This window comes from Bradyrhizobium sp. SZCCHNS2022, assembly GCF_032377575.1.
Taxonomy (GTDB): domain Bacteria; phylum Pseudomonadota; class Alphaproteobacteria; order Rhizobiales; family Xanthobacteraceae; genus Bradyrhizobium; species Bradyrhizobium aeschynomenes.
Genome location: NZ_JAUHHZ010000001.1, coordinates 66110 through 86762, shown reverse-complemented (window position 1 = coordinate 86762; position 20653 = coordinate 66110). Strand labels below are relative to the sequence as shown.

The following is a 20653-nucleotide window of genomic DNA, read 5'->3' as shown; positions in this document are numbered from 1 at the left end:
CCGTGGTCACAGACCGAGATAGGCGCGCTTCAGCTCGGCATTGGATTTCAGCTCGGACGCCTGGCCGGAGAGCGTGATGATGCCGTTCTCCATGATGTAGGCGCGGCCCGCGAGCTCGAGCGACTGCACGACATTCTGCTCGACCAGCATGATGGCGAGGCCGGAGGCCGCAAGCCGCGCGATCAGCGCGAACATCTCCTCGACCATCAGCGGCGACAGGCCGAGCGACGGCTCGTCGAGGATCAAGAGCTTCGGCTCGCCCATCAGGCCGCGGCCGATCGCCAGCATCTGCTGCTCGCCGCCGGACAGCGTGCCGGCATATTGCCGCGCGCGCTGCTTCAGCTTCGGGAAGGTCGCGTAGATCTGCTCGATGCGCTCGGCGCGCCCGCGGCGCGGCCGGCAATAGGCGCCGAGCTCGAGGTTCTCGCGCACCGACAGGTTCGGGAAGATCTTGCGGCCCTCGGGCACGTGGATCAGGCCCGCGGTGACGATGTCGGGCGCGGATGCGTGCTCCAGCGCCGCGCCGTTGAAGCGGATGGTGCCGGCAGTGGCAGTTACGACGCCGGAGAGCACCTTGTTCAAGGTCGTCTTGCCGACGCCGTTGGAGCCGAGCACGGCGACGACTTCGCCGGCGTTGACGTCAAAGCTGACGCCGCGCAGCACTTCGGTTCCGCCGTAGCCGGCGCGGAGATCGCGGACCTCAAGCATGGGCCTGCTCCGCGCGCAGACGTTCGGCCGCACCATGGCCGAGATAGGCTTCGATCACCTGCGGGTCCTCGCAGACGGCCCTCGGCTCGCCCTCGGCGATCATGCGACCCTGCGACAGCACATAGACCTTGTCGCAGAGATTCATCACGGCCTGCATGATGTGCTCGATCATCAGGATGGTGACGCCCTGGTCGCGGATGTCGCGCACCAGCGGCAGCACGTCGCGGATTTCCGAGGGGTTGAGTCCGGCCAGCACCTCGTCGAGCAGCAGCAGCTTCGGCCTGGTCGCGAGCGCGCGCGCCACTTCGAGTCGCTTGCGGCCGGCGACGGTGAGATCGGAGGACGCCTTGGCGAGATCGGCGCCGAGGCCGACGCGCCTGGCAACATCGGCCGCCTGCGCCATCGCCTCCTTGGCGTCCGGCGTGTGCAGATAGGCGCCGACGGCGATGTTCTCCTGCACGTTCAGGCCTTCGAACGGCTGCACGATCTGGAAGGTCCGCGCGATGCCCGCGCGCGCCCGGACATGCGGGGCAAGCGCCGTGATGGCGCGGCCGTCATAACTGACTGAGCCGCCATCCGGCTGCAGGAAGCCGGCGACCATCGCGAACAGCGTCGTCTTGCCGGCGCCGTTCGGGCCGATCAGGCCAGTGATCGAGCCCTTGGCAACCGACAGCGAGGCCTGGTCGACCGCGACGAGGCCGGAGAAGCGCTTGGTGAGGGAGTTGACCTCAAGCATCACGCCTCCTTCGCCTTCGTCGCGCGCAGGCCGAGGCTCTTCATCAGCATGACCAGGCCGTTCGGCGAGAACGCCACCGACAGCACCAGAATGACACCGAACACCAGGAGATCCATGCCGGGAATGCCGCCGGATACGCTCTTGGTGAGTTCGCCCAATCCCAGCAGCACGATGGCGCCGACCAGCGGCCCGAGCACGGTGCCGGAGCCGCCGACGATGGCGGCGAACAGCGCCTCGATCGAGATCCACGAGCCGAACGCGACATTGGCGTCGATGAACAGGTAGTTTTGCGCATAGAGGCAGCCCGCGGCGGCCGTGAGCGCGCCGGAGATCGCGATCGCCTTCATCTTGACCGCGAACACGTCGACGCCGAGCGCCTGCGCCGCCTGCTCGTTCTCGCGCAGCGCCACGAGATAGGCGCCGAAGCGGGAATGCTCCAGCCACCAGCTGACGAGCAGCCCGATCGCGACGAAGCCGAGCGCGATCAGCAGGAAATAGCGGCGGTCGGCGAATTGCAGATACGGCAGGCCCGTCTGCAGCTTCAGCAGGATGCCGGCGGCGCCGCCGGTGAAATTGGTGCTGTTGGCGAGGATGCGGGCGACCTCGGCGAAGGCCAAGGTGATCAGCGCGAAATACGAGCCCTTCAGGCCGGAGCGGAAGCTGAGGAAGCCGATGGCGGCGCCGACCAGCGCGCCGAGCGCGATGCCGATGACGAGCGCGATCCAGGCGTTCACACCGAAGCGGGTCTGCAGCACGGCCATCGCATAGGCGCCGGCACCGAAGAAGGCGGCGTGACCGAACGACGACAGGCCGGCATAGCCGCCGAGGATGTTCCAGCCCTGCGCCGCCAGCGCAATGATCATCATGAAGATCATCAGGTTCAAGAGCGCACCGGACAGGCCAAGGAACGGGACCACGGCGAGCGCCACGACGATCACGGCGAGAGTGGTGAGACGCGGCCTGGTCATGCGCGCGCTCCGAACAGGCCGGTCGGACGCACCAGCAGCGTGACGATGAAGATCAGGAAGATGCCGATCTGGCCGAGGCTGTCGCCGAGAAAGAGACTGGACGCGGCTTCGACGACGCCGATCAGGAGACCTCCGATCAGCGCGCCGGGGATCGAGCCCATGCCGCCGAGCACGACGATCGTGAAGGCGACCAGCACGAAGGCCGCGCCGGTCTTCGGGCTGACATAGAACGACGGCATCAGCAGGCCCGCGGCGACGGCGAGACAGGCGCAGCCGATCGCAAAGGTCATGGCGTAGACATGCGGCACGCTGATGCCGACCAGAGCGGCGCCGAGCTTCTCCTTCGCCACCGCGCGGATGGCCTTGCCGATGTCGGTCTGGTGCAGCACCAGCCAGAGCAGCAACGTGGTGGCGATGGTGACGCCGAAGCCGATGACACGGGGGAACGACAGCAAGAGCGGGCCGAGCTCGACCACGCGGAACGAATAGTCCGTGGTGATCGTGCGGGTGTCGGACTGGAACGCGGCGAGCAGCGCGTTCTCGATGATGATGGACAGGCCCAGCGTGACCAGGAGGATGCCGTTGTCCTTGCCGTGGCTCGCCGGGCCGATGATGAAGCGCTGCAGGGCGTAGCCGAGCGCGAACATGAAAGGCGCAACGAACAAGATCGCGAGATAGGGATCCATCCCGTAGCGGGCGCAGGCGAGCCACACCATGAACATCGCCACCGTCAGCAGCGCGCCGTGGGCGAAATTCACGATGTGCAGCACGCCATAGATCAGCGTGAGACCGAGTGCGATCAAGGCATAGATCGCGCCCAGCATCAGTCCGTTCAACAGCGCCTCCACGACGATCTGGGGCGAGTACATCACATCCTCTATCTCAGCAGACGCCAAGAGCGATCTGCTTGGTACGCGACCCATTCGCCGCTTGCTCGCTGCTCGCCTCTCCCCGCCTGCGGGGAGAGGCCGGATTGCATCGGAGATGCAATCCGGGTGAGGGGGCTCTCCGCACCGTCGGTGGGTGGGGCTGCCCCTCACCCCGACCCTCTCCCCGTAAGAACGGGGAGAGGGGGCGCACCGCTCGTGGTGAGAAAGCTTGGCCTCAGCGGCGAAGGACGACTGCAATCGCGCAAGTGCAGACCGCCCTCGCCTGTCCTGCCCGATCACCCGTTGATCGGGAACACCGGCTTGGCGTCGGCGTACTCGGCCGGGTAGATCACCTTGATGTCCTTGCCCTGGACCTGGGTGTTCAGCGGCAGCGCGCTGGTGTTCTGGCCCTTGGCGTCGAACTTGGTCTTGCCGTAGGGCATGATGCCGCTGTCGAACTCGTTCGCTGCCAGGGCCTCGATGATCTTGGCGCGATCGGCGCTGCGGGCCTTCTCGACGGCCTGGGCGAACACCTTCACCAGCGAGTAGTTGATCGGCGTGTTGTAGGCGTAGAACTTGCCGGCGGCGGTCACGGTCTCGCGCAGCTTGGCGGTGATCGGGCTCTTCGGATCGCCCCAATGGTTGCAGTCCATCACGCCCTGCGCGGCCTCGGGGAATTCGTTGACGAAGCGATAGCTGGAGGCCGCGCCGCCGAACACGGCGTAGATGCCCTTCGGGCGCACGCGCTGCTGCTGCAGGGTGCGGGCCATCAGCACGAACTCGTTGAAGTAGTGCGAGGGCACGATCAGGTCGGGATTGAGCGCGCGCAGCCGCAGCACGACGTTGGTCATGTCGCGCGCCGGGGTCGGATGCGCGATGGTCTCGACGATCTGGAAGCCGAGCGGCGGCAGCTTCTCCTGCATGATCTTGGCGAGGCCCGAGCCGAACAGGCCGTCCTCGTGCACGATCGCCACCGTCTTGATCGGCTTGCCGGCGTCGTCGTTGAGCTTGACCAGGTTCTTCAGCGCCACCGAAGTTGCCATGCTGAAGTTGGGATTGAAACGGAAGGTGTTCTTCAGGCCACGCTCGGTGATGGTATCGGCCACGGCGCAGTCGACGACGAACGGCAGGTCATAGCGCGACGCAGTCTGCGTCGCCGTCAGCGCGATGCCGGAGGCAAAACCGCCGAGCACGGCAGCGACGCCGGCTGATTGCAGCTCCTCGGTCGCCTGCGCGCCGGCCTCGGCATTCGAGCGGCTGTCTCCGACCACAAGCTCGAGCTTGGCGCCGCCGAGCGCCTTGATGCCGCCGGCGTCGTTGATCTCCTTGACCGCGAACTCGGCGCCGATCTTGGCGAGATCGCCGTCGAGCGCGAACGCGCCGGAGATCGGCTGCAGCAGACCGACCTTGACCGGCGCCGGCTCAGCGCGCAGCAGACCGGGCGCGGCCAGCATCGAGGTGAGCGCGACACCGCTCTTGAGCACGGTGCGGCGTGACAGCGACTTCGAGCTCAACGTCATGACTTCCCCACTTTCCTGACTGGCGGCCGCCGGCGCGGGCGCTCCCTGCGGTACACCTCGGCGGTCGGGCTCCAGTGCCGGTGCCCTTCGTCGCCCGTCCGTTCGAGGTTCATCTGCAATGTGTAGCGGTCGGGACGATAGAGCGCCTGCAGGTGCTCCATCGGCTGACCGTCCTTGCCGTAGACCGTGCGGCGCAGGGCCACGAGCGGCATGCCGACATCGATATCGAGCGCCTCGGCCACATCGGGACTCGACAGCACGGCGCTGATCTCCTGCCGCGCCGAGGCGCTGGTCAGGCCTGAGCGCTCGATCAGCTCCAGCAGCGGCATGCGCGCGAGATCCTCGCGCGAATAGTTGCGGCCGATGCGCTCAGGCACGTTGGCGATGAGATAGGAGAACGGCACGCCGTCGACCAGGCGGACACGCACCGAGCGCTGCGAGCGCTCATCGGGCGCGAGCCGCAGGGCCTCGCGAATCTGATCCGGCGGCGCGACATAATCGAACGAGAGCAAGCGCACGTCGGTCGTGCGCCCCATCTCGATCAGATGCGCGAACACGTTGGAGACGTCGGCAAGAACCGTGCGAACCTTGGACGCCGGGCGATGCACGAAGGTGCCGAGTCCGCTCTTCTTCTGGATGAGGTTCTCGCCAGCGAGCAGATCGAGCGCCTGACGGATGGTCACACGGGAGACGTTATGCTCTTCGGCCAGCGCGAATTCGCCGGGCAGCCGCTCGCCATCCGCAAGCTCGCCGGATGCGATCTTGTCCTTCAGCAGCAGGTAAATCCGTCGTGCCTTCAGTGGCTCGGACGCGGTGCGCAAGGCGGGAAGTCCCGTGGTGACAGAGCTATCTTGCTTCCAATACAGTAGGTGTATAGAAAATATGACAGCTTCGGTCAACCGGCTCCACGACCGTCATCGGAGCGAGGATCAAGCCATGGGCGGCTTCTTCGGAGGATCACGCGATTTGTCGCAGCATCAGCCATATGCACAGGCCTTGAGCCCGCTCGACGTCGGCCATCTGCGCTTCCGGAACCGCATCTTCGTCCCCGCGCACACCACCAATTTCGGCGAGCACCATCTGCCGAGCGCGCAGCACCTCGCCTATCATCGCGCCCGTGCGCGCGGCGGGGTCGGCGCCATCATCTTTGAATCCATCCGTGTGCACGCCAATTCGCTGGGCCGGCCGCAGGCCGTGTGCGGCTTCGATCCCGCCTGCATCGATCCGTTCCGCCGCATCACCGATGCGGTGAAGGCGGAAGGCGCCGTGATGCTCGGCCAGATCATCCATCTCGGACGCCAGGTCGAGGGCGATTTCGAGCGCACGGTCTCGTGGGGCGCCTCGCCCATCCCGTGGTCGATCTCAGCCCTGCCGCCGCGGCCGATGGACGAGTTCGACATGGAGCAGGTGATCGAGGGCCATCTCGTCACCGCGCGTAATCTGGTGGCGGCCGGCTTCGACGGCATCGAGCTGCAGATGGCGCATGGTCACCTGCTGCAGCAGTTCATGTCGCCGCTGTCGAACAAGCGCGACGATGATTACGGAGGTTCGCTGGAGAACCGGCTGCGCTTTCCGGCGCGCGTGCTCGCGGCATTGCGGGCGGAGCTTGGCGACGGTTTCTGCCTGGGCATCCGCTTCAGCGGTGAGGAATATGCCGACGGCGGGCTCGGCATCGAGGAGGCCGAACGCATCGTGCCGATGCTCGCCAGGCAGGTGCGGGTCGATTTCGTCAACGTCTCGCATTCGGCCTATGTCGCGAGCTACTCGCTGGCGACGCAGATGGCCGACATGGCGTTCGATCCGGCTCCATTCCGCACCCTGCCCGCACGCATTCGCCATTCGCTGCGCGCGGATGGCTTCGAAACGCCCGTGTTCGCGGTGTGCCGTTTTACCGGACTGGACGAAGCCGACGCGATGATCGCCGGAGGCGATGCGGACGCTGTGGGCATGGCCCGCGCTCATCTCGCCGAGCCTGCGATCGTGCGCAAGTCGGTCGAAGGCCGCCTCAATGAAATCCGCCGCTGCATCGGCTGCAACCAGGGTTGCGCCGGCATGCTCGAGCGGAACCTGCCGATCCGCTGCCTGATCAATCCCATCGCCGGACTGGAAGGACAGTTCGAGGAACCGGAGGCACTGCCGCGGGAGGCGGCCCGTCGCATCCTCGTGGTCGGCGGCGGTCCGGCGGGGCTGGAGGCGGCGCGCGTGGCAGCGGCGCTTGGCCACGAGGTGACGCTGTGGGAGCGCAGCGATCAGCTCGGTGGTCAGCTGCGCACGGCGTGGCTGATGCCGAAGCGCGCGAACTTCAAGACGTTCGTGGAGCACCAGATCGCGGCCTTGATGCGCCTTGGCGCCACCATCGTTTTCAACAGGGATGCGGACGCCGACGCGATCGAGGCCTTCGGCGCCGACCGGATCGTGCTGGCGACGGGCTCGACGACCAGCGCCTTGCCCGTGGCGGGGAATGGCCCAGTGTTCACCCTGCCCGACGCGTTGCGCTCGCCGGACCAGCTCGGCGCGTCGGTCGCGGTGTTCGACCGCACCGGCGAGTGGGGCACGTTGTCGGCGCTTGAGCATTTCGCCGACCTCGGCAAGGCCGTGACCCTGTTCGTGCCAGCGGCGAGCTACGCGTGGCGCACGACGGTCTACTCGACGCTCGCCAACAGCCGCCGTCTGCGCGAGCGCAAGGTGAGGATTGCCACCTTGCGCGCCGTGCGCTCGTATGACGGCGCGACGCTGGAGATCGAAGATCTCTCGACCGGACACATCGAGCGCCTCACCGGCTTTTCGGCGCTGGTTGCCGTCGATCACAACCGCGCGGATCAGTCGCTCTATCTCGCCTTGCGGCGCGCCGGCACGCCCGTGATGCAGGTCGGCGACAACAACGCGCCGCGCACGGCGCTGGAGGCCGTCTATCAGGGCCACATGGCGGCACGCGCCCCCTTCCCCCCGGCGCCGGGAATCACGACATGAGGATCGCGTGGTGAGATCAACTGAGGACGTTCGGGCATGACGAAGGCAGCGCGGCAGCCGCGGACGCTGTTCGACAAGGTCTGGGATCTTCACGTCGTCACCGAACGCGAGGATGGCGCCGTTCTGCTGTATATCGACCGCCACCTCGTGCACGAAGGCTCGTTCCACGCCTTCAACAAGCTGAAGGACAAGGGAGCACGGGTAGGCCGCCCCGACCTCACGATCGGTGTGGCCGATCACTATGTGCCGACGCGGACGCGCGCATGGGGCGAGATTGCGCCTGATATTGCCGGGATGATCAAGCAGTTGGAGGACAATTGCCGCGCCAACGACATCCGTCTGTTCGGCTTCGATGATCCGCGCCAGGGCATCGTGCATGTCGTCGGGCCCGAGCAGGGCCTCACCCTCCCCGGCCTCACCATGGTCTGCGGCGACAGCCACACGTCGACGCATGGCGCGTTCGGCGCGCTCGCTTTCGGCATCGGCGCGTCCGAGGTCGCGCATGTGCTGCTGACCCAGTGCCTGTGGCAGAAGCGGCCGAAGCGGATGCGCATCACGGTCGACGGCGTCACGGCGCCCGGCATCACCGCCAAGGACATTGCACTGTCGATCATCGCCACGATCGGCGCCGACGGCGCGCAGGGGCACGCGATCGAATATGCGGGCAGCGCAATCCGCGCGCTGTCGATGGAAGGACGGCTGACGCTGTGCAACCTCTCGATCGAGAGCGGCGCCCGCTGCGGCATGATTGCCCCGGACGAGACGACGTTCGCCTATGTCAGGGGACGGCCGTTCGCCCCTGAGGCCGACATGCTCGATCGAGCCATCGCCGCGTGGCGCGACCTCCCGACGGATGCCAACGCGACGTTTGATCGCGAGATCATGCTGCGTGGAATGGATATCGCACCGACGGTGACGTGGGGCATCAGTCCCGAGGATGCGCTGCCGATCGGCGCATGCGTGCCCGACCCTGCAAATCTCGACGACCCCTCGCGCGCGAGCCACGTCCGGGAGGCGCTCGACTACATGAGGCTCACGCCGGGCCAGGCGCTCGACACGATCCCGATCGACCGCGTCTTCATCGGCTCATGCACCAACAGCCGCATCGAGGATCTGCGCGCCGCCGCCGGCATTCTCTCCGGCCGCACGGCGCGCGTGCCCGGGCTGGTGTCGCCCGGCTCGCACCTCGTCAAGCAGCAGGCCGAGCAGGAAGGTCTCGACCGCATCTTCATCGCCGCCGGCCTCGACTGGGTCGGTTCGGGCTGCTCGATGTGCGTCGGCATGAACGGCGACCTCGTGCCGCCGGGCGAGCGCTGCGCCTCGACCACCAATCGCAATTTCAAGGGTCGCCAAGGTCCCGGTGCGCGCACCCATCTGATGTCGCCGGCGATGGTCGCGGCGGCCGCGGTGACGGGTCATCTGACCGACGTCCGAGTCTTGATGAGGAGCAACGCATGAAGCCGTTCGATATCCTCACGACATCAGCCTGCGCGCTGCCGCTCGCCAGCATCGACACCGATCAGCTGATTCCGGCGCGCTTCATGAAGCGCTCACGTGCCGACGGCTATGGACAATTTCTGCTCTACGACATGCGCTACGACGAGTCCGGCAAGCCGCGCCCCGACTTCCCGCTCCATGCCGTGGCATCGCAGGGCGCCGAGGTGCTGGTGACCCGGCGCAATTTCGGCGCCGGCTCCTCGCGCGAGGCTGCGGTCTACGCGCTGGTCGATTTCGGCTTCCGCTGCGTGATCGCGCCGAGCTTCGGCGACATCTTCGCCTCCAATGCCGTCAACAACGGATTGCTGCCGGCCAAGGTGAGCGAGGCCGACGCGGAGGAGATTCTCGCCCAGCTCCAAACGGTGAGCACAGCAATCACCGTCGATCTCAACGACTGCCTGATCAGGCTCGGCAACCGCAACTATTCATTCACCATAGATCCCATCTGGCAGCTCAAGCTGCTCAATGGCTGGGACGACCTCGACCTCACGCTGTCGCTCAAGGACGACATCGTCGGCTTCGAGGAGCGCGACGGAGGCGCCCGCCCATGGGTTCGACTGGCGGACCGGCCCGCGTGATGTGAGGTTCCAGGCAGACGATGAGGCTCCCAAAAGAAAGAAGCCGCCTACACGATCGGTGCAGGCGGCCCAAGTCCAGGGAGGAAACGCCCCAAGAAGGGCTGCAATTGATTTACTAGATCAGGTGAGTCGTGGGTATCCGGATGATACCGGAGGTTGCCGTCCGGTTGACGGGGTCGTTGCCCCGCCCGAGATACCACTCCGCGCTCAGGCTGCCGCCTGGCGCTCCTCGTGCTGAACGAACTGCAGCGTGACCTTCTCGACATTGGAATCGACAAGGAGCCAGCGGACGCGAGACGATCGACAAGCAGTTGGAGCAACAGGAGCAGAAGAGGCCACACGGCACGGCCGGTCCGGTCACGGCTCCGACGCGCAAGTCCTGACTGCAGCTGAACTCCGCGGAAATGTCGGCTGATCACCGCCACATCGTCGGGGTGACGAGCTGGGCCTTTTCACGATCATCCCGCAGGTCATGGTCAGAACCATCGGGGGCGACGCTGGCGGTCGGTTCCGGCTCGAGCTGGATCAGGGGCGTCGTCGTCGTGCCCATGGCGGCTCGAGACTCGCCATCTGCGAACTCGCCCGGCGCGCGGACTCCAAGGGAACTCGTCTGATCACTCGGACGGTCAACGGGGTCGTGCATGTGGCAGCTCCGAGCCCTGATGCGACGGTTACTAATCCTCATCGACAATAGGCGATATCAACTGCGTTAATCCATGCGCGATCTCGCCGCGTGCGGTCGATTCGTGCCGCACGGCGAGCGAGCGCGGTCTCAATGCCATCGTTTCGTGGCCGCGCGATGACCGCCGCAGTGACGCAAAAAATCGTGATGAGCTGGTTCCGCCACTAATTGCGACTTGCGCCGACACGATCGAGCAGCGCCGCCCCCGTGCGGATGCCTCTATAGAAGCAGTCGATCGTCATGTTCTCATTCGGTGCATGATTGGCCTCGTCGGCATTGGCATAGGGAACGACGAAGGCGGGCACGCCCAGGATTTTGGTGAAGACATAGTCCGGCAGGCTGCCGCCGGTGCAGGGGAATTCGAGCGGGGTGACACCCTGCGCCAACGTAACCGCGTCACGGATGATCGCGGCGAACGGCGAATCCAGCGGCACGCGCGACGGCAGCATGCCCCCGCGCGGGATGAACTCGACCTCCGGCGCATGCCTCTTCACATGCGCCTCGACCTTGGCCAGCACGTCGTCCGGCGTCATCGCCTCGACCAGGCGGATGTCACACTTCACGAACGCCTCGCAGGGAAGGACAGTCTTGCTGCCAGGTCCGCCATAGCCGCCATGAAAGCCGTTGATGGTGAGCGTCGGATGGAACATCAGCCTTTCGTAGTAGCCGCGCTCGGCCGGCGCATCGAGGCGGCTGAGACCCAGGCTCGCCTTGGCGGCATCGAGATCGAGCGGCAGGCGCTTCACTGCCGCAACATCCAGCGCGCTCGGCGGCACGATCGCATCGTGCAGGCCGTCGATGGTGATCTCGCCCGCGGCATTCTTCATGGTGCCGAGCAGATGCACCAGGGTCCAGATCGGGTTCGGCACGACGCCGCCGAGGTTGCCGGAATGCACGTCACGATTCGCATGCCGGGCGCGCAGCTCGAAGGAGCACATGCCGCGCACGCCGTAAGTCATGGTCGGGCGGCCGGAGGGATGCATCGGACCATCGGCGGTGACGACGAAATCCGCTTTCAACCGCTCGCGATGCGCGGCGACGAAATCGGCAATCCGCGGGCTGCCGATCTCCTCCTCGCCCTCGAGCAGGACGATGACGTTGCAGGGTAGCTCGCCATGGACCTCGAGATGGGACTCGATCGCCATCAGCTGCGCGAAATGCTGCCCCTTGTTGTCGCCGATACCGCGCGCGTAGATGCGGCCGTCACGGATGGTCGGCTCGAATGGAGGGCTCAGCCAAAGATCGAGCGGATCGGGCGGCTGCACGTCGTAGTGGCCGTAGAGCAGCACGGTGGGCGCGCCCGGCTTCTTCTGCCATCGTCCGAGCACCATCGGATGGCCTGCCGTCGGCACCGTCTCGGCCTCCAGCCCGATCTCACGCAGCATTTTCACCAGCAGTGCTGCGACTTCTGCGATACCGATATTATGGGCGCTGATCGAGGGATGGCGAACATAGTCCATGACGCGGGCAAGGAAATCCTGCTTGTGAGCGTCGATATGGGCGAGCACCGCATCCAGGCCGGCAGACGGAGATGGCAGGCTGCGCGCGTCGTTCATGAGGTCGGCTTTCCCTGGCGAGTGCGGTGAAGAAGCGGACCATGTTCGATCGAAATGATCCAGAAAGCAAATGACGCGCGGAGCAAAGCCTCGCGCGTCATCGACAGGCCGTTGGTCTGATGCGCTGCTCAGCCTTTGACAGCGGTGATCACGATCTCGATCAACGCGCCACCGCCGAGATCGGAGATGCCGACGGTGGCACGCACCGGCAGGTCGTCGCCGAAGAACTCGGTCCAGGCCGCATCCATCTCCTTCTTCTTGGACAGGTCCGTGACGAAGATCTGGCCTGACACGACGCGCGATCGATCGGTGCCGGCCTCCTTGAGGAAGCCGTCAATCTTGCCGAGAATGTTCCGGGTCTGCTCGCCCATCGATACCGAGGTATCGTCGGCGATGGTGCCGCCGATGAACACGAAGCCGTTGGCCTCGACGATGCGGTGGTGAATGGCGGAGCGGATCTTGCGGGTGATGGTCATCATGTCCTCATGCTGTTGCTGACGGGGTGGGTTTGCGGAAGCGCTCGATGCTGAGCCCGCCGATGCGCGTCTGGGTGCCGCCATGGACGATCAGCTCGGCCATCACGGCGCCGGCGCCAGGCCCGAGCTGGAAGCCGTGCGCCGAGAAGCCGAACTGGTGAAACAGTCCCTCATGCAGCGCGCTCGGGCCAAACACCGGAATGTCGTCGCGCATGCGGGCCTCGATGCCGGCCCAGGCGCGCGTGATGGTCGCGCTGCGCATCACCTCGAACAGCTCGGAGACCGTGCGCGCGCTCTCGGCGAGCTTGCGCCAGTCGAGCACCGTCTCGTTGCGGTCCTGGTCAGGCGCGGCAAGATGCCCGCCGCCGATCAGCACCGTACCATTCGGAAACTGCTTGAACGACAGCTTGCGGCCACGCAGGATCACGACGGGATCGATGAAATGCGCGACCGGCGAGGTGATCATCAGCATCGGCGCGATGGTCTCGACCGGCACCGGCTCACCCAGCTGGGCTGCGATCCTGCCCGCCCAGGCGCCGGCGGCATTGACCAGCACCGGGGCAGCAAACGTCTCGGAGCCGACGTCGACATGCCACAGGCCGTGCGCCCTGCGGATGTTGGTCGCGGCGATGCCTTCGCGGATGATCGCACCGAGCTGCTCGGCCTTGCGCCGGAATGCCGTGGTGGTGCGCGCGGGTTGCGCGGCGCCGTCGCGGCGTGACACCACGCCGCCCGGACAGCTCTCCGCCACCGCGGGAACCAGCCGGCGCAGCTCCGCACCGTCGATCAGTTCTTCATGGCTGAAGCCGCGCGCGTTGAGGTCCGCGACGCGGGCACGGCAGGCGTCGAGCTCCGCGTCGTTCTCGGCGACCAACACCTGACCATGGCTCTCGAAGCCGCAATCATCGTCGACGAGATCGACGATGGTCTCCCAGATTGCCATCGAGCGGATCGAGAGCGGGATCTCGGCGACATCGCGCATGAGCTGGCGCACGCCCCCGGCATTGACGCCTGAGGCATGACGGCCGGCATAGTCCTTCTCGATCAGCACCGGCTTCAAGCCGGCGAGACAGAGGTGCAGCGCGGTGGAGCAGCCATGGATGCCGCCACCGACAATGATGGCATCCGCTTGCTTGATCATCCGCGCACCACGGCCTTGATCGACTCCTCGCTCTTCGGCAGGCTCGCAAGCTCCGACAGCATGATCGGCTTCACCGGCGCGCGCAGACGATAATAGCCGATCTCCTGCGGACTCTTGCCTCGGGCCTCCGCCATCAGCTCGGTGACGGTGAGGCCACACAGCCTCCCCTGGCACGGACCCATGCCGGTGCGGCGATAGGCCTTGAGCTGATTGGGGCCGGTGGCGCCGATCGCCACGGAGTCGAGCACGTCCTTGGCGGTGATCTCCTCGCAACGGCACACGATGGTGTCGCCTTGCGGGATGCGGAACTGTCTTGCCGGCTGGAACAGAACATCGAGAAAGGCGCGGCCGCGCTCGGCGCGCGCCAACTCAGCGGAAAGATCGACGATCTTCGCCTGCGGCCGCAGCGCCTTGATCGCATCGCCCGCCGCCCGTCGGCCGCGCACCACGGCTGCCTGTGCCCCGCCGATGCCGGCGCCGTCGCCGGCCATCGCGATGCCGGCAACAGAACCATTGCCGAACGCATCCAGCACCGGCGTCCAGCACAGCTGCAGCTCGTTCCAGCGATGCTCGACGCCGGCGGCCATCGCGAGATTGACATTGGGCACGACGCCCTGATGCAGCAGCAGCAGCTCGGCCGGCAGCGTCTCACGCTTGCCGCCGGCAACATAGGTCACACTTTCGACCTTGCCATCGCCCGCCGCAGACAACTCAGTCACGCCGCTCGTGACGCGCACCTTCGCACGCACCTCGCGCATCATCGCCAGCCCCTTGCCGAAATAGGGCGAGGTCAGGAACGCGAAAGCGTGAGGCAGCGCGGCGATGTAGTTGGCGCGCGGTGTGGTGTCGAGCACGCGATCGATGCGGCCGCCGAGGCGCAGGATCTGCGCCGCGAGCAACCACAGCAGCGGTCCCTGCCCCGCAAGCACCGTCGGGCAGTCAGGCACCAGGCCGGAGGATTTCAGCATCGTCTGCGCCGCGCCCGCCGTCATCACGCCGGGCAAGGTCCAGCCGGGAACCGGAAACGGACGCTCCTGCGCGCCGGTCGCGATGATGACGCGCTTCGCTTTGACAAAGGCGGATCCGCCGCCGACGGACACGCCGATCTCCAGATTGCGATCGAGGCTCCACACGGTGGCACGATGGATGATCTCGGCGCCACTGTCGCGCGCGGCCCTCGCGATCTCCGCGCCCGACCAATAGTCCACGCCAAGCAGCGCTTCGGTCTTCACCGGCGTGGAATTGATCGCACGCCAGACCTGGCCGCCCGGGCCGGCATTCTCGTCCAGCAGCAGCGTGGACAGGCCGGCCTCGGCCGTCAGCGCCGTCGCAGCGAGGCCTGCGGGGCCGGCGCCAACCACCACCACATCATATTGATCCTGCTTCGGCGCGGCGCTCATTTGCCGATCTCCCGCTTGCCCTTCTGGATTTCGATCTGCATGCCCTCGGCAACGGGCACGAGACAGCCCTGGCGGTTGCCCACGCCGTCGACGGTGACGAGGCAATCGAAGCACACGCCCATCATGCAGTAAGGCAGCCGCCTGGCGCCGCTGACCGCGGTCGCGCGCCTGACATCGAGGCCGGAGGCGAGCAGCGCCGCCGATACCGTGTCGCCTTCGCGCGCAGCGATCGCTTGGCCCTCGACATGGATCGTCACCGATCCCCTGCCATCACCGTCTACACGTTTGAACATCATCGTCTCCGTGGCGGCCTTCGCCGCAATCTCAGTAGTAGCCACTTCCGCCGGCTCCGGCCTCGCTGTCGAAGCGCCTGGCCGTGAAGGCCCCGACCAGCTCCGGCTCCAGCGCGCCCTGCTGGATCATGCGCGCGATCTCGAAGGCGTGGTTGGCGGCCAAGGTCACGCCGGAATGGCAGCAGGCGACGAAGGCGCCCGGATGCGTCTCCGACTGCTCATAGATCGGAAAACCATCCCTCGGCATCACGCGAATGCCGGTCCAGCTCCTGACCACGTTGAGCCGCGCCAGATGCGGGAAGGTGCGCTGGGCACGATCGGCCATGACCGCGTTGATCGGGTGGTTCTGCACGCGATCGTCGAGCTCATCCTCCTTGCTGTCGCCGATCATCACCGTGCCCTCGTCGGTCTGGCGGATCGTGGTCAGCGGATGCGGCAGGAACGGCATGGTGCGCTCGGTCACGACGATCTGACCGCGCGTCGGGCCCATCGGCGCCGACAGGCCGACCATCGGCGCCAGCGTCTGGTTGGCATTGCCCGCGGCGAGCACGACCTTCGCCGCACGGATCTCGCCTTGCGCCGTCGTCAACTTGAACTCATGGCCATCACGCATGATCGCGCCGACCGCGCGCTCCGGCAGATAGTCGACGCCGAACTGCTTCATTCCGACATGCAGCGCTCGGAAGGTGCGCAGCGAATTCACGTGACCGTCATAGGGACAGAAGCTGCCGCCGGAGACCTCCGGTCCGATCAGCGGCAGCATCTTCCTGACCTCAGCTGCCGGCAGCATCTCCATCTGATAGTCGGCGGCGCCGACCTGGTTGTGCATGCGCGCAACGAGCTGCGTCCGCTGCTCGTATTCGCGCTCGCCCAAAGTGAGATGGAAGCCGCCATTCTGCTGCAGGACGACGTCGAGACCCGTTTGGGCCTTCAGCTCCTCGGCGAGCTTCGGCCATGCCTTGGCGCCACGCACCGTCCAGCCGGTATAGGCCGGCATGCCCAGACCCTTGCTCTGCACCCAGACCAGCGCGAAGTTCGCACGCGAGGCGCGCTTGGCGATGTCGCCTTCGTCGAGCACCGCGACACGCTGGCCGAGCCGGCCGAGGCCCCAGGCAATCGCGGAGCCAAGCAGCCCGCCGCCGACGACGGCGACGTCGTAGTCTCTCATCATGATGTCTCCTATCGCCCTGCGTCGCCGCCCTTGGCGGTCAGCACCCGGTCGAGTCCATAGACGCGATCGAGCAGGATCAGCACGGCCATGGTGATGGCGATGACGCTGGCGGACACCGATGTCACCAGCGGATCGATGTTGTCCTGGATGTAGAGGAACATGCGGACCGGCAGGGTCTCGGTGCCCGGCGTCGCCAGGAATACGGTCATGGTCAGATCATCGAACGACTGGATGAAGGCGAGCATCCAGCCACTGACGATGCCGGGCAGAATTGCGGGCAGCGTGACGCGGCGGAACATGGTCCAGCCGTCGGCGCCGAGCGAGATCGCGGCCATCTCGACCGAGCGGTCCATGCCGGTGGCGGAAGCCAGCGTGAGGCGCAGCGCGAACGGAAACACGACGACGACATGGGCGATCACCAGCGCGACGAAGGTGCCGCCGATGCCGACGGAGGTGAAGAAGCGCAGGAAGGCGATGCCGAGCACGACGTGCGGGATCATCAGCGGCGACAGGAACAGCGCCGACAGCGCGTCGCGGCCGCGAAAACGCGTGCGGCTGAGCGCCAGAGCCGCCGGCACGGCGAACAAGAGCGCGATGCATGACGACAGCGCGCCGAGCCACAGGCTGACGCCGAAGGCATGGACGAATTCAGGATAGTTGGCGAGCGCCCTGAACCAGCGCAGCGAAAAATGCGTCAGCGGGATCGATAGAAAGCCTTCCGGCGTGAACGCGACCCAGCACACGACCAGGATCGGCGCCACCATGAACACGACGAACAGGGTGTGGAAGATCAATGCGACAGGGCCATTCCGGCTCATCGGAACATCTCCTGGTAGCGGCGCTCGATCAGCGCGTTGGAGCCGACGACGATCAGCACCAGCGCGATCAGCAGCAGCACGGCCACGGCCGCGCCGAGCGGCCAGTTCAACGTGTTGAGGAACTCGTCATAGGCGAGCGTCGCGGCGACCTTCAGCCGGCGGCCGCCGATGATCGCGGGTGTCGCGAACGCGCTGGCCGACAGCGAGAACACGATGATCGCGCCCGACAGCACGCCCGGCATGATCTGCGGCAGCACGATGCGACGGACGACCGTGAGCGAGCCGGCGCCGAGCGACAGCGCCGCGTTCTCGACCTGCGGATCGAGCCGCTGCAGCGCGGTCCACACTGCGAGAACCATGAACGGCATCATCGCATGCGCCAGCGCGATGATCATGCCGGTCTCGGTGAACATGAAACGGACCGGCGACTCGATCAGGCCGAGCGTCATCAGCAGCTTGTTGGCAAGACCGTTGTTGCCGCCGAACAGCAGCGCCCAGCCGAGCGTGCGCGCCACCACCGAGATCAGCAGCGGGCCGATGATCACGAGCAGGAAGAGACCCTTCCACGGCCCCTGCATGCGATTGAGGATATAGGCCTCGGGCACGCCGAACACCGCCGTGATCAAGGTCGCCAGCACTGCGACCCGGAAGGTGCGCCAGAACATCTCGGCGTAGTAAGGGTCGTCGAAGATCTCGATCCAGTTCTTCAGGATGAAGACCGGCTCGATTCCCTTGTACTGGCCCCAATCGTGGAACGACAGCATCACCGTCATGACAAGGGGAATGACGACGACGCCGATGAACAGCATCAAGGCTGGTAGCGCGAGCGACAGGCCGGCGCGGGCGTCGGACGAGTCGGTGGCAGCGGTGACGCTCATGCTGCGGCCCGCGCGGCCCGCAGGCTCATGTCGGAGGCCTGCCAGACCAGATGAACGGCGGCGCCCTGCTCCGGCTGGCTCTGACCGTCATTCTGCCGGATCACGATCGCGGACCCGCATTCGGTGTCGCATTGGAACAGCCAGTGATTGCCCTGGAAGATGCGGCTGGTGATGCGGCCGGCGAGGCCTGCATTGCCGAAGCTGATGCGCTCGGGCCGCACGCTGACCGTGACGGGACCGGCCACGCCGGCCGGCGCCGGCGCGCTCCACGTGCCCGCGACCAGCCTGGGCTGCCCCGAGACGCGATCCACCGTCGCGGAAAACTCGTTCGTCTTGCCGAGAAACTGTGCGACGAAAGCCGACGCCGGCTGCTCATAGACCTGCTGCGGCGTGCCGATCTGCTCGATCCTGCCCTTGCTCATCACGACGATGCGGTCGGACAGCGACATCGCCTCGATCTGGTCGTGGGTGACGAGGATGGTGGTGGTGCCGAGATTGCGCTGGATCTGGCGCAGCTCGATCTGCATGTCCTCGCGCAGCCGCGCGTCGAGATTCGACAGCGGCTCGTCGAGCAGCAGCACGCTGGGACGGATCACAAGCGCGCGCGCCAGCGCCACGCGCTGCTGCTGGCCGCCGGACATGCGGCGAGGATGGCGGTCCTCATAGCCGGCGAGACCGACGAGCGCGAGGGCCGAACGCACCCGCTCCTCGCGCTCGCGACGTGAGACTTTGCGCATTTCGAGACCAAAGGCGACGTTCTCGGCCGCCGTCATGTGCGGAAACAGCGCGTAGCTCTGGAAGACGATGCCGAGCCCGCGCCTGGCCGGCGGCACCGCGACGAGATCCTTGCCTTCCAGCCGGATCGCGCCGTGCGAGGGATCGAGGAAGCCAGCGATCATCTGCAAGGTCGTGGTCTTGCCGCAGCCGGACGGGCCGAGGAACGAGACGAACTCGCCCTTGCTGACGGCGAGACTGAACTCCTCGACGGCCGTATTGGGGCCGAAGGACTTTCCGACGCGATCGAGCTCGAGGAAGGACATGAAGAGGTTCCGAACTAACTCAGGACTTGGATGAGCTGGACAAGACGATGGTTAGCACCGGTAGACATCATCTCGGTCTACCAACGCGCTAGGTGCACCTCGCCCCGCTTGCGGGGAGAGGTCGGATTGCATCGACAGCTGCAATCCGGGTGAAGAGCTACAGGTCTAACGACTTGCACCACCCGTGCGGCTGCCCCTCACCCCTGCCCTCTCCCCGTGAAGAACGGGGAGAGGAAGCTCACTGCCGTCTGAATCAATAAGCGTGGCGACTCATCAGCGCTCGACCTCGCGATTCCAGCGCTTGGTCCATTCCTCGCGCTTCTCGTTCACCACGGTCCAATCCGGCGCGTAGACCTTGGCGGCCCGCTCGCCGATGGGAGCCATGGCGCCGACGCCCTCGGGGACGACGACGGATTTGACCACCGGCCCATAGCCATATTCCTTCAGCATCGTCAGCTGAATCTTCGGGTCGAGCAGCAGCTTGATGAAGCTCGAGGCCAGCGGCGAGACCGAGGCCTTGGCGATCGGGCATGCCGTCGTCAAAAGGCTGACGGCGCCTTCCTTCGGGTAGACGAAATCGACCGGGAAGCCGGTGTTGGCGAAGCTCTGCACGCGGCCACTGCCCCAGACCGCGATGACGGCTTGGCCCGATTGAAACAGCTCGGTCATCTTGCCCGGCGACGGCTCATAGGCGAGCACGTTCGGATTGATGTCGGACTTGAATATCTTGAAACCGGCATCGACATTGCTCTCGCTGCCGCCGTTCATCTTCGCCATCATCAGGAGCACGTTGAGGCCGTAGGTGTTATTGATCGGCGGGATGACGAGCAACTGCTTGTATTTCGGATCCTTGAGATCGTTCCACGATGTCGGCGCCGCCCACCCCTTCTCGGCGAACACCTTCTTGTTGTACATCAGGCCCGTCGCGACGAGGCCGATGGCAACCGCCTTGTCGTCCTTGAAGCGCGCGACATCGAGCAGATCGCCGGGCAGGCCGCTCACCTTGTCGCAGAAGCCGAGTTGGATGGCCTGATACATCGGGCCGTCGTCGACGATGGCGACGTCGATCTGCTGGTTGCCCTTCTGCGCCTGCAGCTTGGCGAGCGTGTCGGTGGAGTTGCCGGCGACGTATTCGACCTTGACCCCGTTGGCCTGCTCGAATTGCGGGATCACCTCCTCGCGGACGGTTTTCTCGAACGAGCCACCGTAGCCGGCGACGTAGAGCGTCTTCTGCTGAGCCTGGACATGCGCGGTGGTGACCAGCACGGCTATGCTGACCGCCGTCACAAAGTGAAGATGCTTCATTGGACCCGATCTCCCGTTTGCCTGGATGCGAGACGGTATTTTGAAAC

20 protein-coding genes are annotated in these 20653 nt (G+C 66.0%); 3 read left to right on the top strand and 17 right to left on the bottom strand.

What is annotated here, in order from left to right:
• Nucleotides 1-6 precede the first annotated feature (6 nt).
• The 6 genes from QXZ94_RS00395 to QXZ94_RS00370 form a co-directional block, all read right to left on the bottom strand.
• Nucleotides 7-708 carry an ABC transporter ATP-binding protein gene (locus QXZ94_RS00395; protein WP_315718744.1) on the bottom strand — a complete coding sequence of 234 codons (702 nt, stop codon included), beginning with the start codon at nt 706-708 and terminating at the stop codon, nt 7-9.
• Nucleotides 701-1444 (bottom strand): ABC transporter ATP-binding protein, encoded by a 744-nt coding sequence (locus tag QXZ94_RS00390; protein ID WP_315718743.1) that lies wholly within the window; start codon nt 1442-1444, stop codon nt 701-703. The genes QXZ94_RS00395 and QXZ94_RS00390 overlap by 8 nt, the downstream gene beginning before the upstream one ends.
• Nucleotides 1444-2412, bottom strand: coding sequence for a branched-chain amino acid ABC transporter permease (locus QXZ94_RS00385; protein ID WP_315718742.1), 969 nt, complete (start codon nt 2410-2412; stop codon nt 1444-1446). Before QXZ94_RS00385 ends, QXZ94_RS00390 begins: the two co-directional genes overlap by 1 nt.
• Complete coding sequence (locus QXZ94_RS00380) at nt 2409-3281, bottom strand: branched-chain amino acid ABC transporter permease (protein ID WP_315718741.1); 873 nt, start codon at nt 3279-3281, stop codon at nt 2409-2411. Before QXZ94_RS00380 ends, QXZ94_RS00385 begins: the two co-directional genes overlap by 4 nt.
• A gap of 296 nt (nt 3282-3577) precedes the next feature.
• Complete coding sequence (locus tag QXZ94_RS00375; protein ID WP_315718740.1) at nt 3578-4801, bottom strand: ABC transporter substrate-binding protein; 1224 nt, start codon at nt 4799-4801, stop codon at nt 3578-3580.
• Nucleotides 4798-5622: a GntR family transcriptional regulator gene (locus QXZ94_RS00370; protein WP_315718739.1), complete on the bottom strand. Its 825-nt coding sequence runs from the start codon at nt 5620-5622 to the stop codon at nt 4798-4800. Before QXZ94_RS00370 ends, QXZ94_RS00375 begins: the two co-directional genes overlap by 4 nt.
• Before the next feature lie 16 nt (nt 5623-5638).
• On the opposite strand from QXZ94_RS00370, the gene QXZ94_RS00365 reads away from it, so the two are divergent.
• The 3 genes from QXZ94_RS00365 to leuD are packed head-to-tail and all read left to right on the top strand — an operon-like array spanning nt 5639 to nt 9846.
• Nucleotides 5639-7771, top strand: coding sequence for an FAD-dependent oxidoreductase (locus QXZ94_RS00365; RefSeq protein ID WP_315718738.1), 2133 nt, complete (start codon nt 5639-5641; stop codon nt 7769-7771).
• 36 nt (nt 7772-7807) lie between these two features.
• Nucleotides 7808-9229 carry a 3-isopropylmalate dehydratase large subunit gene (gene leuC, locus QXZ94_RS00360; RefSeq protein ID WP_315718737.1) on the top strand — a complete coding sequence of 474 codons (1422 nt, stop codon included), beginning with the start codon at nt 7808-7810 and terminating at the stop codon, nt 9227-9229.
• Nucleotides 9226-9846 (top strand): 3-isopropylmalate dehydratase small subunit, encoded by a 621-nt coding sequence (gene leuD, locus QXZ94_RS00355; RefSeq protein ID WP_315718736.1) that lies wholly within the window; start codon nt 9226-9228, stop codon nt 9844-9846. Before leuC ends, leuD begins: the two co-directional genes overlap by 4 nt.
• 415 nt (nt 9847-10261) lie before the next feature.
• Here the strand turns inward: leuD and QXZ94_RS00350 are convergent, their stop codons facing one another.
• The 11 genes from QXZ94_RS00350 to QXZ94_RS00300 form a co-directional block, all read right to left on the bottom strand.
• Nucleotides 10262-10396 (bottom strand): hypothetical protein, encoded by a 135-nt coding sequence (locus QXZ94_RS00350; protein ID WP_315718735.1) that lies wholly within the window; start codon nt 10394-10396, stop codon nt 10262-10264.
• Between the two features lie 296 nt (nt 10397-10692).
• Complete coding sequence (locus QXZ94_RS00345; RefSeq protein ID WP_315718734.1) at nt 10693-12084, bottom strand: M20/M25/M40 family metallo-hydrolase; 1392 nt, start codon at nt 12082-12084, stop codon at nt 10693-10695.
• A 128-nt stretch (nt 12085-12212) separates the two neighbouring features.
• Complete coding sequence (locus QXZ94_RS00340) at nt 12213-12560, bottom strand: RidA family protein (RefSeq protein WP_315725999.1); 348 nt, start codon at nt 12558-12560, stop codon at nt 12213-12215.
• Nucleotides 12561-12567: 7 nt separating this feature from the next.
• Complete coding sequence (locus QXZ94_RS00335) at nt 12568-13701, bottom strand: FAD-dependent oxidoreductase (protein WP_315718733.1); 1134 nt, start codon at nt 13699-13701, stop codon at nt 12568-12570.
• On the bottom strand, nt 13698-15101 hold the full coding sequence (locus QXZ94_RS00330) for an NAD(P)/FAD-dependent oxidoreductase (protein ID WP_315718732.1): 1404 nt from the start codon (nt 15099-15101) through the stop codon (nt 13698-13700). The genes QXZ94_RS00335 and QXZ94_RS00330 overlap by 4 nt, the downstream gene beginning before the upstream one ends.
• The gene (locus QXZ94_RS00325) at nt 15098-15394 is read right to left on the bottom strand and encodes a (2Fe-2S)-binding protein (protein ID WP_315718731.1); all 297 of its coding nucleotides are present in this window, start codon (nt 15392-15394) and stop codon (nt 15098-15100) included. Before QXZ94_RS00325 ends, QXZ94_RS00330 begins: the two co-directional genes overlap by 4 nt.
• A 31-nt stretch (nt 15395-15425) precedes the next feature.
• On the bottom strand, nt 15426-16565 hold the full coding sequence (locus QXZ94_RS00320; RefSeq protein WP_315718730.1) for an FAD-dependent oxidoreductase: 1140 nt from the start codon (nt 16563-16565) through the stop codon (nt 15426-15428).
• 8 nt (nt 16566-16573) lie between these two features.
• A complete protein-coding gene (locus QXZ94_RS00315) occupies nt 16574-17383 on the bottom strand; it encodes an ABC transporter permease (protein ID WP_172131781.1) in 810 nt (269 codons plus the stop codon).
• Entirely contained in the window at nt 17380-18261 is an 882-nt protein-coding gene (locus QXZ94_RS00310) for an ABC transporter permease (protein ID WP_315718729.1), read from the bottom strand. The genes QXZ94_RS00315 and QXZ94_RS00310 overlap by 4 nt, the downstream gene beginning before the upstream one ends.
• A complete protein-coding gene (locus QXZ94_RS00305) occupies nt 18258-19301 on the bottom strand; it encodes an ABC transporter ATP-binding protein (protein ID WP_315718728.1) in 1044 nt (347 codons plus the stop codon). The genes QXZ94_RS00310 and QXZ94_RS00305 overlap by 4 nt, the downstream gene beginning before the upstream one ends.
• A 273-nt stretch (nt 19302-19574) precedes the next feature.
• Complete coding sequence (locus QXZ94_RS00300; RefSeq protein ID WP_315718727.1) at nt 19575-20606, bottom strand: ABC transporter substrate-binding protein; 1032 nt, start codon at nt 20604-20606, stop codon at nt 19575-19577.
• Between the last annotated feature and the right edge of the window lie 47 nt (nt 20607-20653).

What these genes read in the sequence shown, in the direction of transcription:
- QXZ94_RS00380 (WP_315718741.1), bottom strand. Translation starts at nt 3,281, where the DNA reads ATGTACTCGCCCCAGATCGTCGTGGAGGCGCTGTTGAACGGACTGATG.
- QXZ94_RS00375 (WP_315718740.1), bottom strand. Translation starts at nt 4,801, where the DNA reads ATGACGTTGAGCTCGAAGTCGCTGTCACGCCGCACCGTGCTCAAGAGC.
- QXZ94_RS00325 (WP_315718731.1), bottom strand. Translation starts at nt 15,394, where the DNA reads ATGTTCAAACGTGTAGACGGTGATGGCAGGGGATCGGTGACGATCCAT.
- QXZ94_RS00340 (WP_315725999.1), bottom strand. Translation starts at nt 12,560, where the DNA reads ATGACCATCACCCGCAAGATCCGCTCCGCCATTCACCACCGCATCGTC.
- QXZ94_RS00310 (WP_315718729.1), bottom strand. Translation starts at nt 18,261, where the DNA reads ATGAGCGTCACCGCTGCCACCGACTCGTCCGACGCCCGCGCCGGCCTG.
- QXZ94_RS00300 (WP_315718727.1), bottom strand. Translation starts at nt 20,606, where the DNA reads ATGAAGCATCTTCACTTTGTGACGGCGGTCAGCATAGCCGTGCTGGTC.
- QXZ94_RS00320 (WP_315718730.1), bottom strand. Translation starts at nt 16,565, where the DNA reads ATGATGAGAGACTACGACGTCGCCGTCGTCGGCGGCGGGCTGCTTGGC.
- QXZ94_RS00385 (WP_315718742.1), bottom strand. Translation starts at nt 2,412, where the DNA reads ATGACCAGGCCGCGTCTCACCACTCTCGCCGTGATCGTCGTGGCGCTC.
- leuC (WP_315718737.1), top strand. Translation starts at nt 7,808, where the DNA reads ATGACGAAGGCAGCGCGGCAGCCGCGGACGCTGTTCGACAAGGTCTGG.
- QXZ94_RS00330 (WP_315718732.1), bottom strand. Translation starts at nt 15,101, where the DNA reads ATGAGCGCCGCGCCGAAGCAGGATCAATATGATGTGGTGGTGGTTGGC.
- QXZ94_RS00345 (WP_315718734.1), bottom strand. Translation starts at nt 12,084, where the DNA reads ATGAACGACGCGCGCAGCCTGCCATCTCCGTCTGCCGGCCTGGATGCG.
- QXZ94_RS00350 (WP_315718735.1), bottom strand. Translation starts at nt 10,396, where the DNA reads ATGGGCACGACGACGACGCCCCTGATCCAGCTCGAGCCGGAACCGACC.
- QXZ94_RS00335 (WP_315718733.1), bottom strand. Translation starts at nt 13,701, where the DNA reads ATGATCAAGCAAGCGGATGCCATCATTGTCGGTGGCGGCATCCATGGC.
- leuD (WP_315718736.1), top strand. Translation starts at nt 9,226, where the DNA reads ATGAAGCCGTTCGATATCCTCACGACATCAGCCTGCGCGCTGCCGCTC.
- QXZ94_RS00305 (WP_315718728.1), bottom strand. Translation starts at nt 19,301, where the DNA reads ATGTCCTTCCTCGAGCTCGATCGCGTCGGAAAGTCCTTCGGCCCCAAT.
- QXZ94_RS00395 (WP_315718744.1), bottom strand. Translation starts at nt 708, where the DNA reads ATGCTTGAGGTCCGCGATCTCCGCGCCGGCTACGGCGGAACCGAAGTG.
- QXZ94_RS00390 (WP_315718743.1), bottom strand. Translation starts at nt 1,444, where the DNA reads ATGCTTGAGGTCAACTCCCTCACCAAGCGCTTCTCCGGCCTCGTCGCG.
- QXZ94_RS00315 (WP_172131781.1), bottom strand. Translation starts at nt 17,383, where the DNA reads ATGAGCCGGAATGGCCCTGTCGCATTGATCTTCCACACCCTGTTCGTC.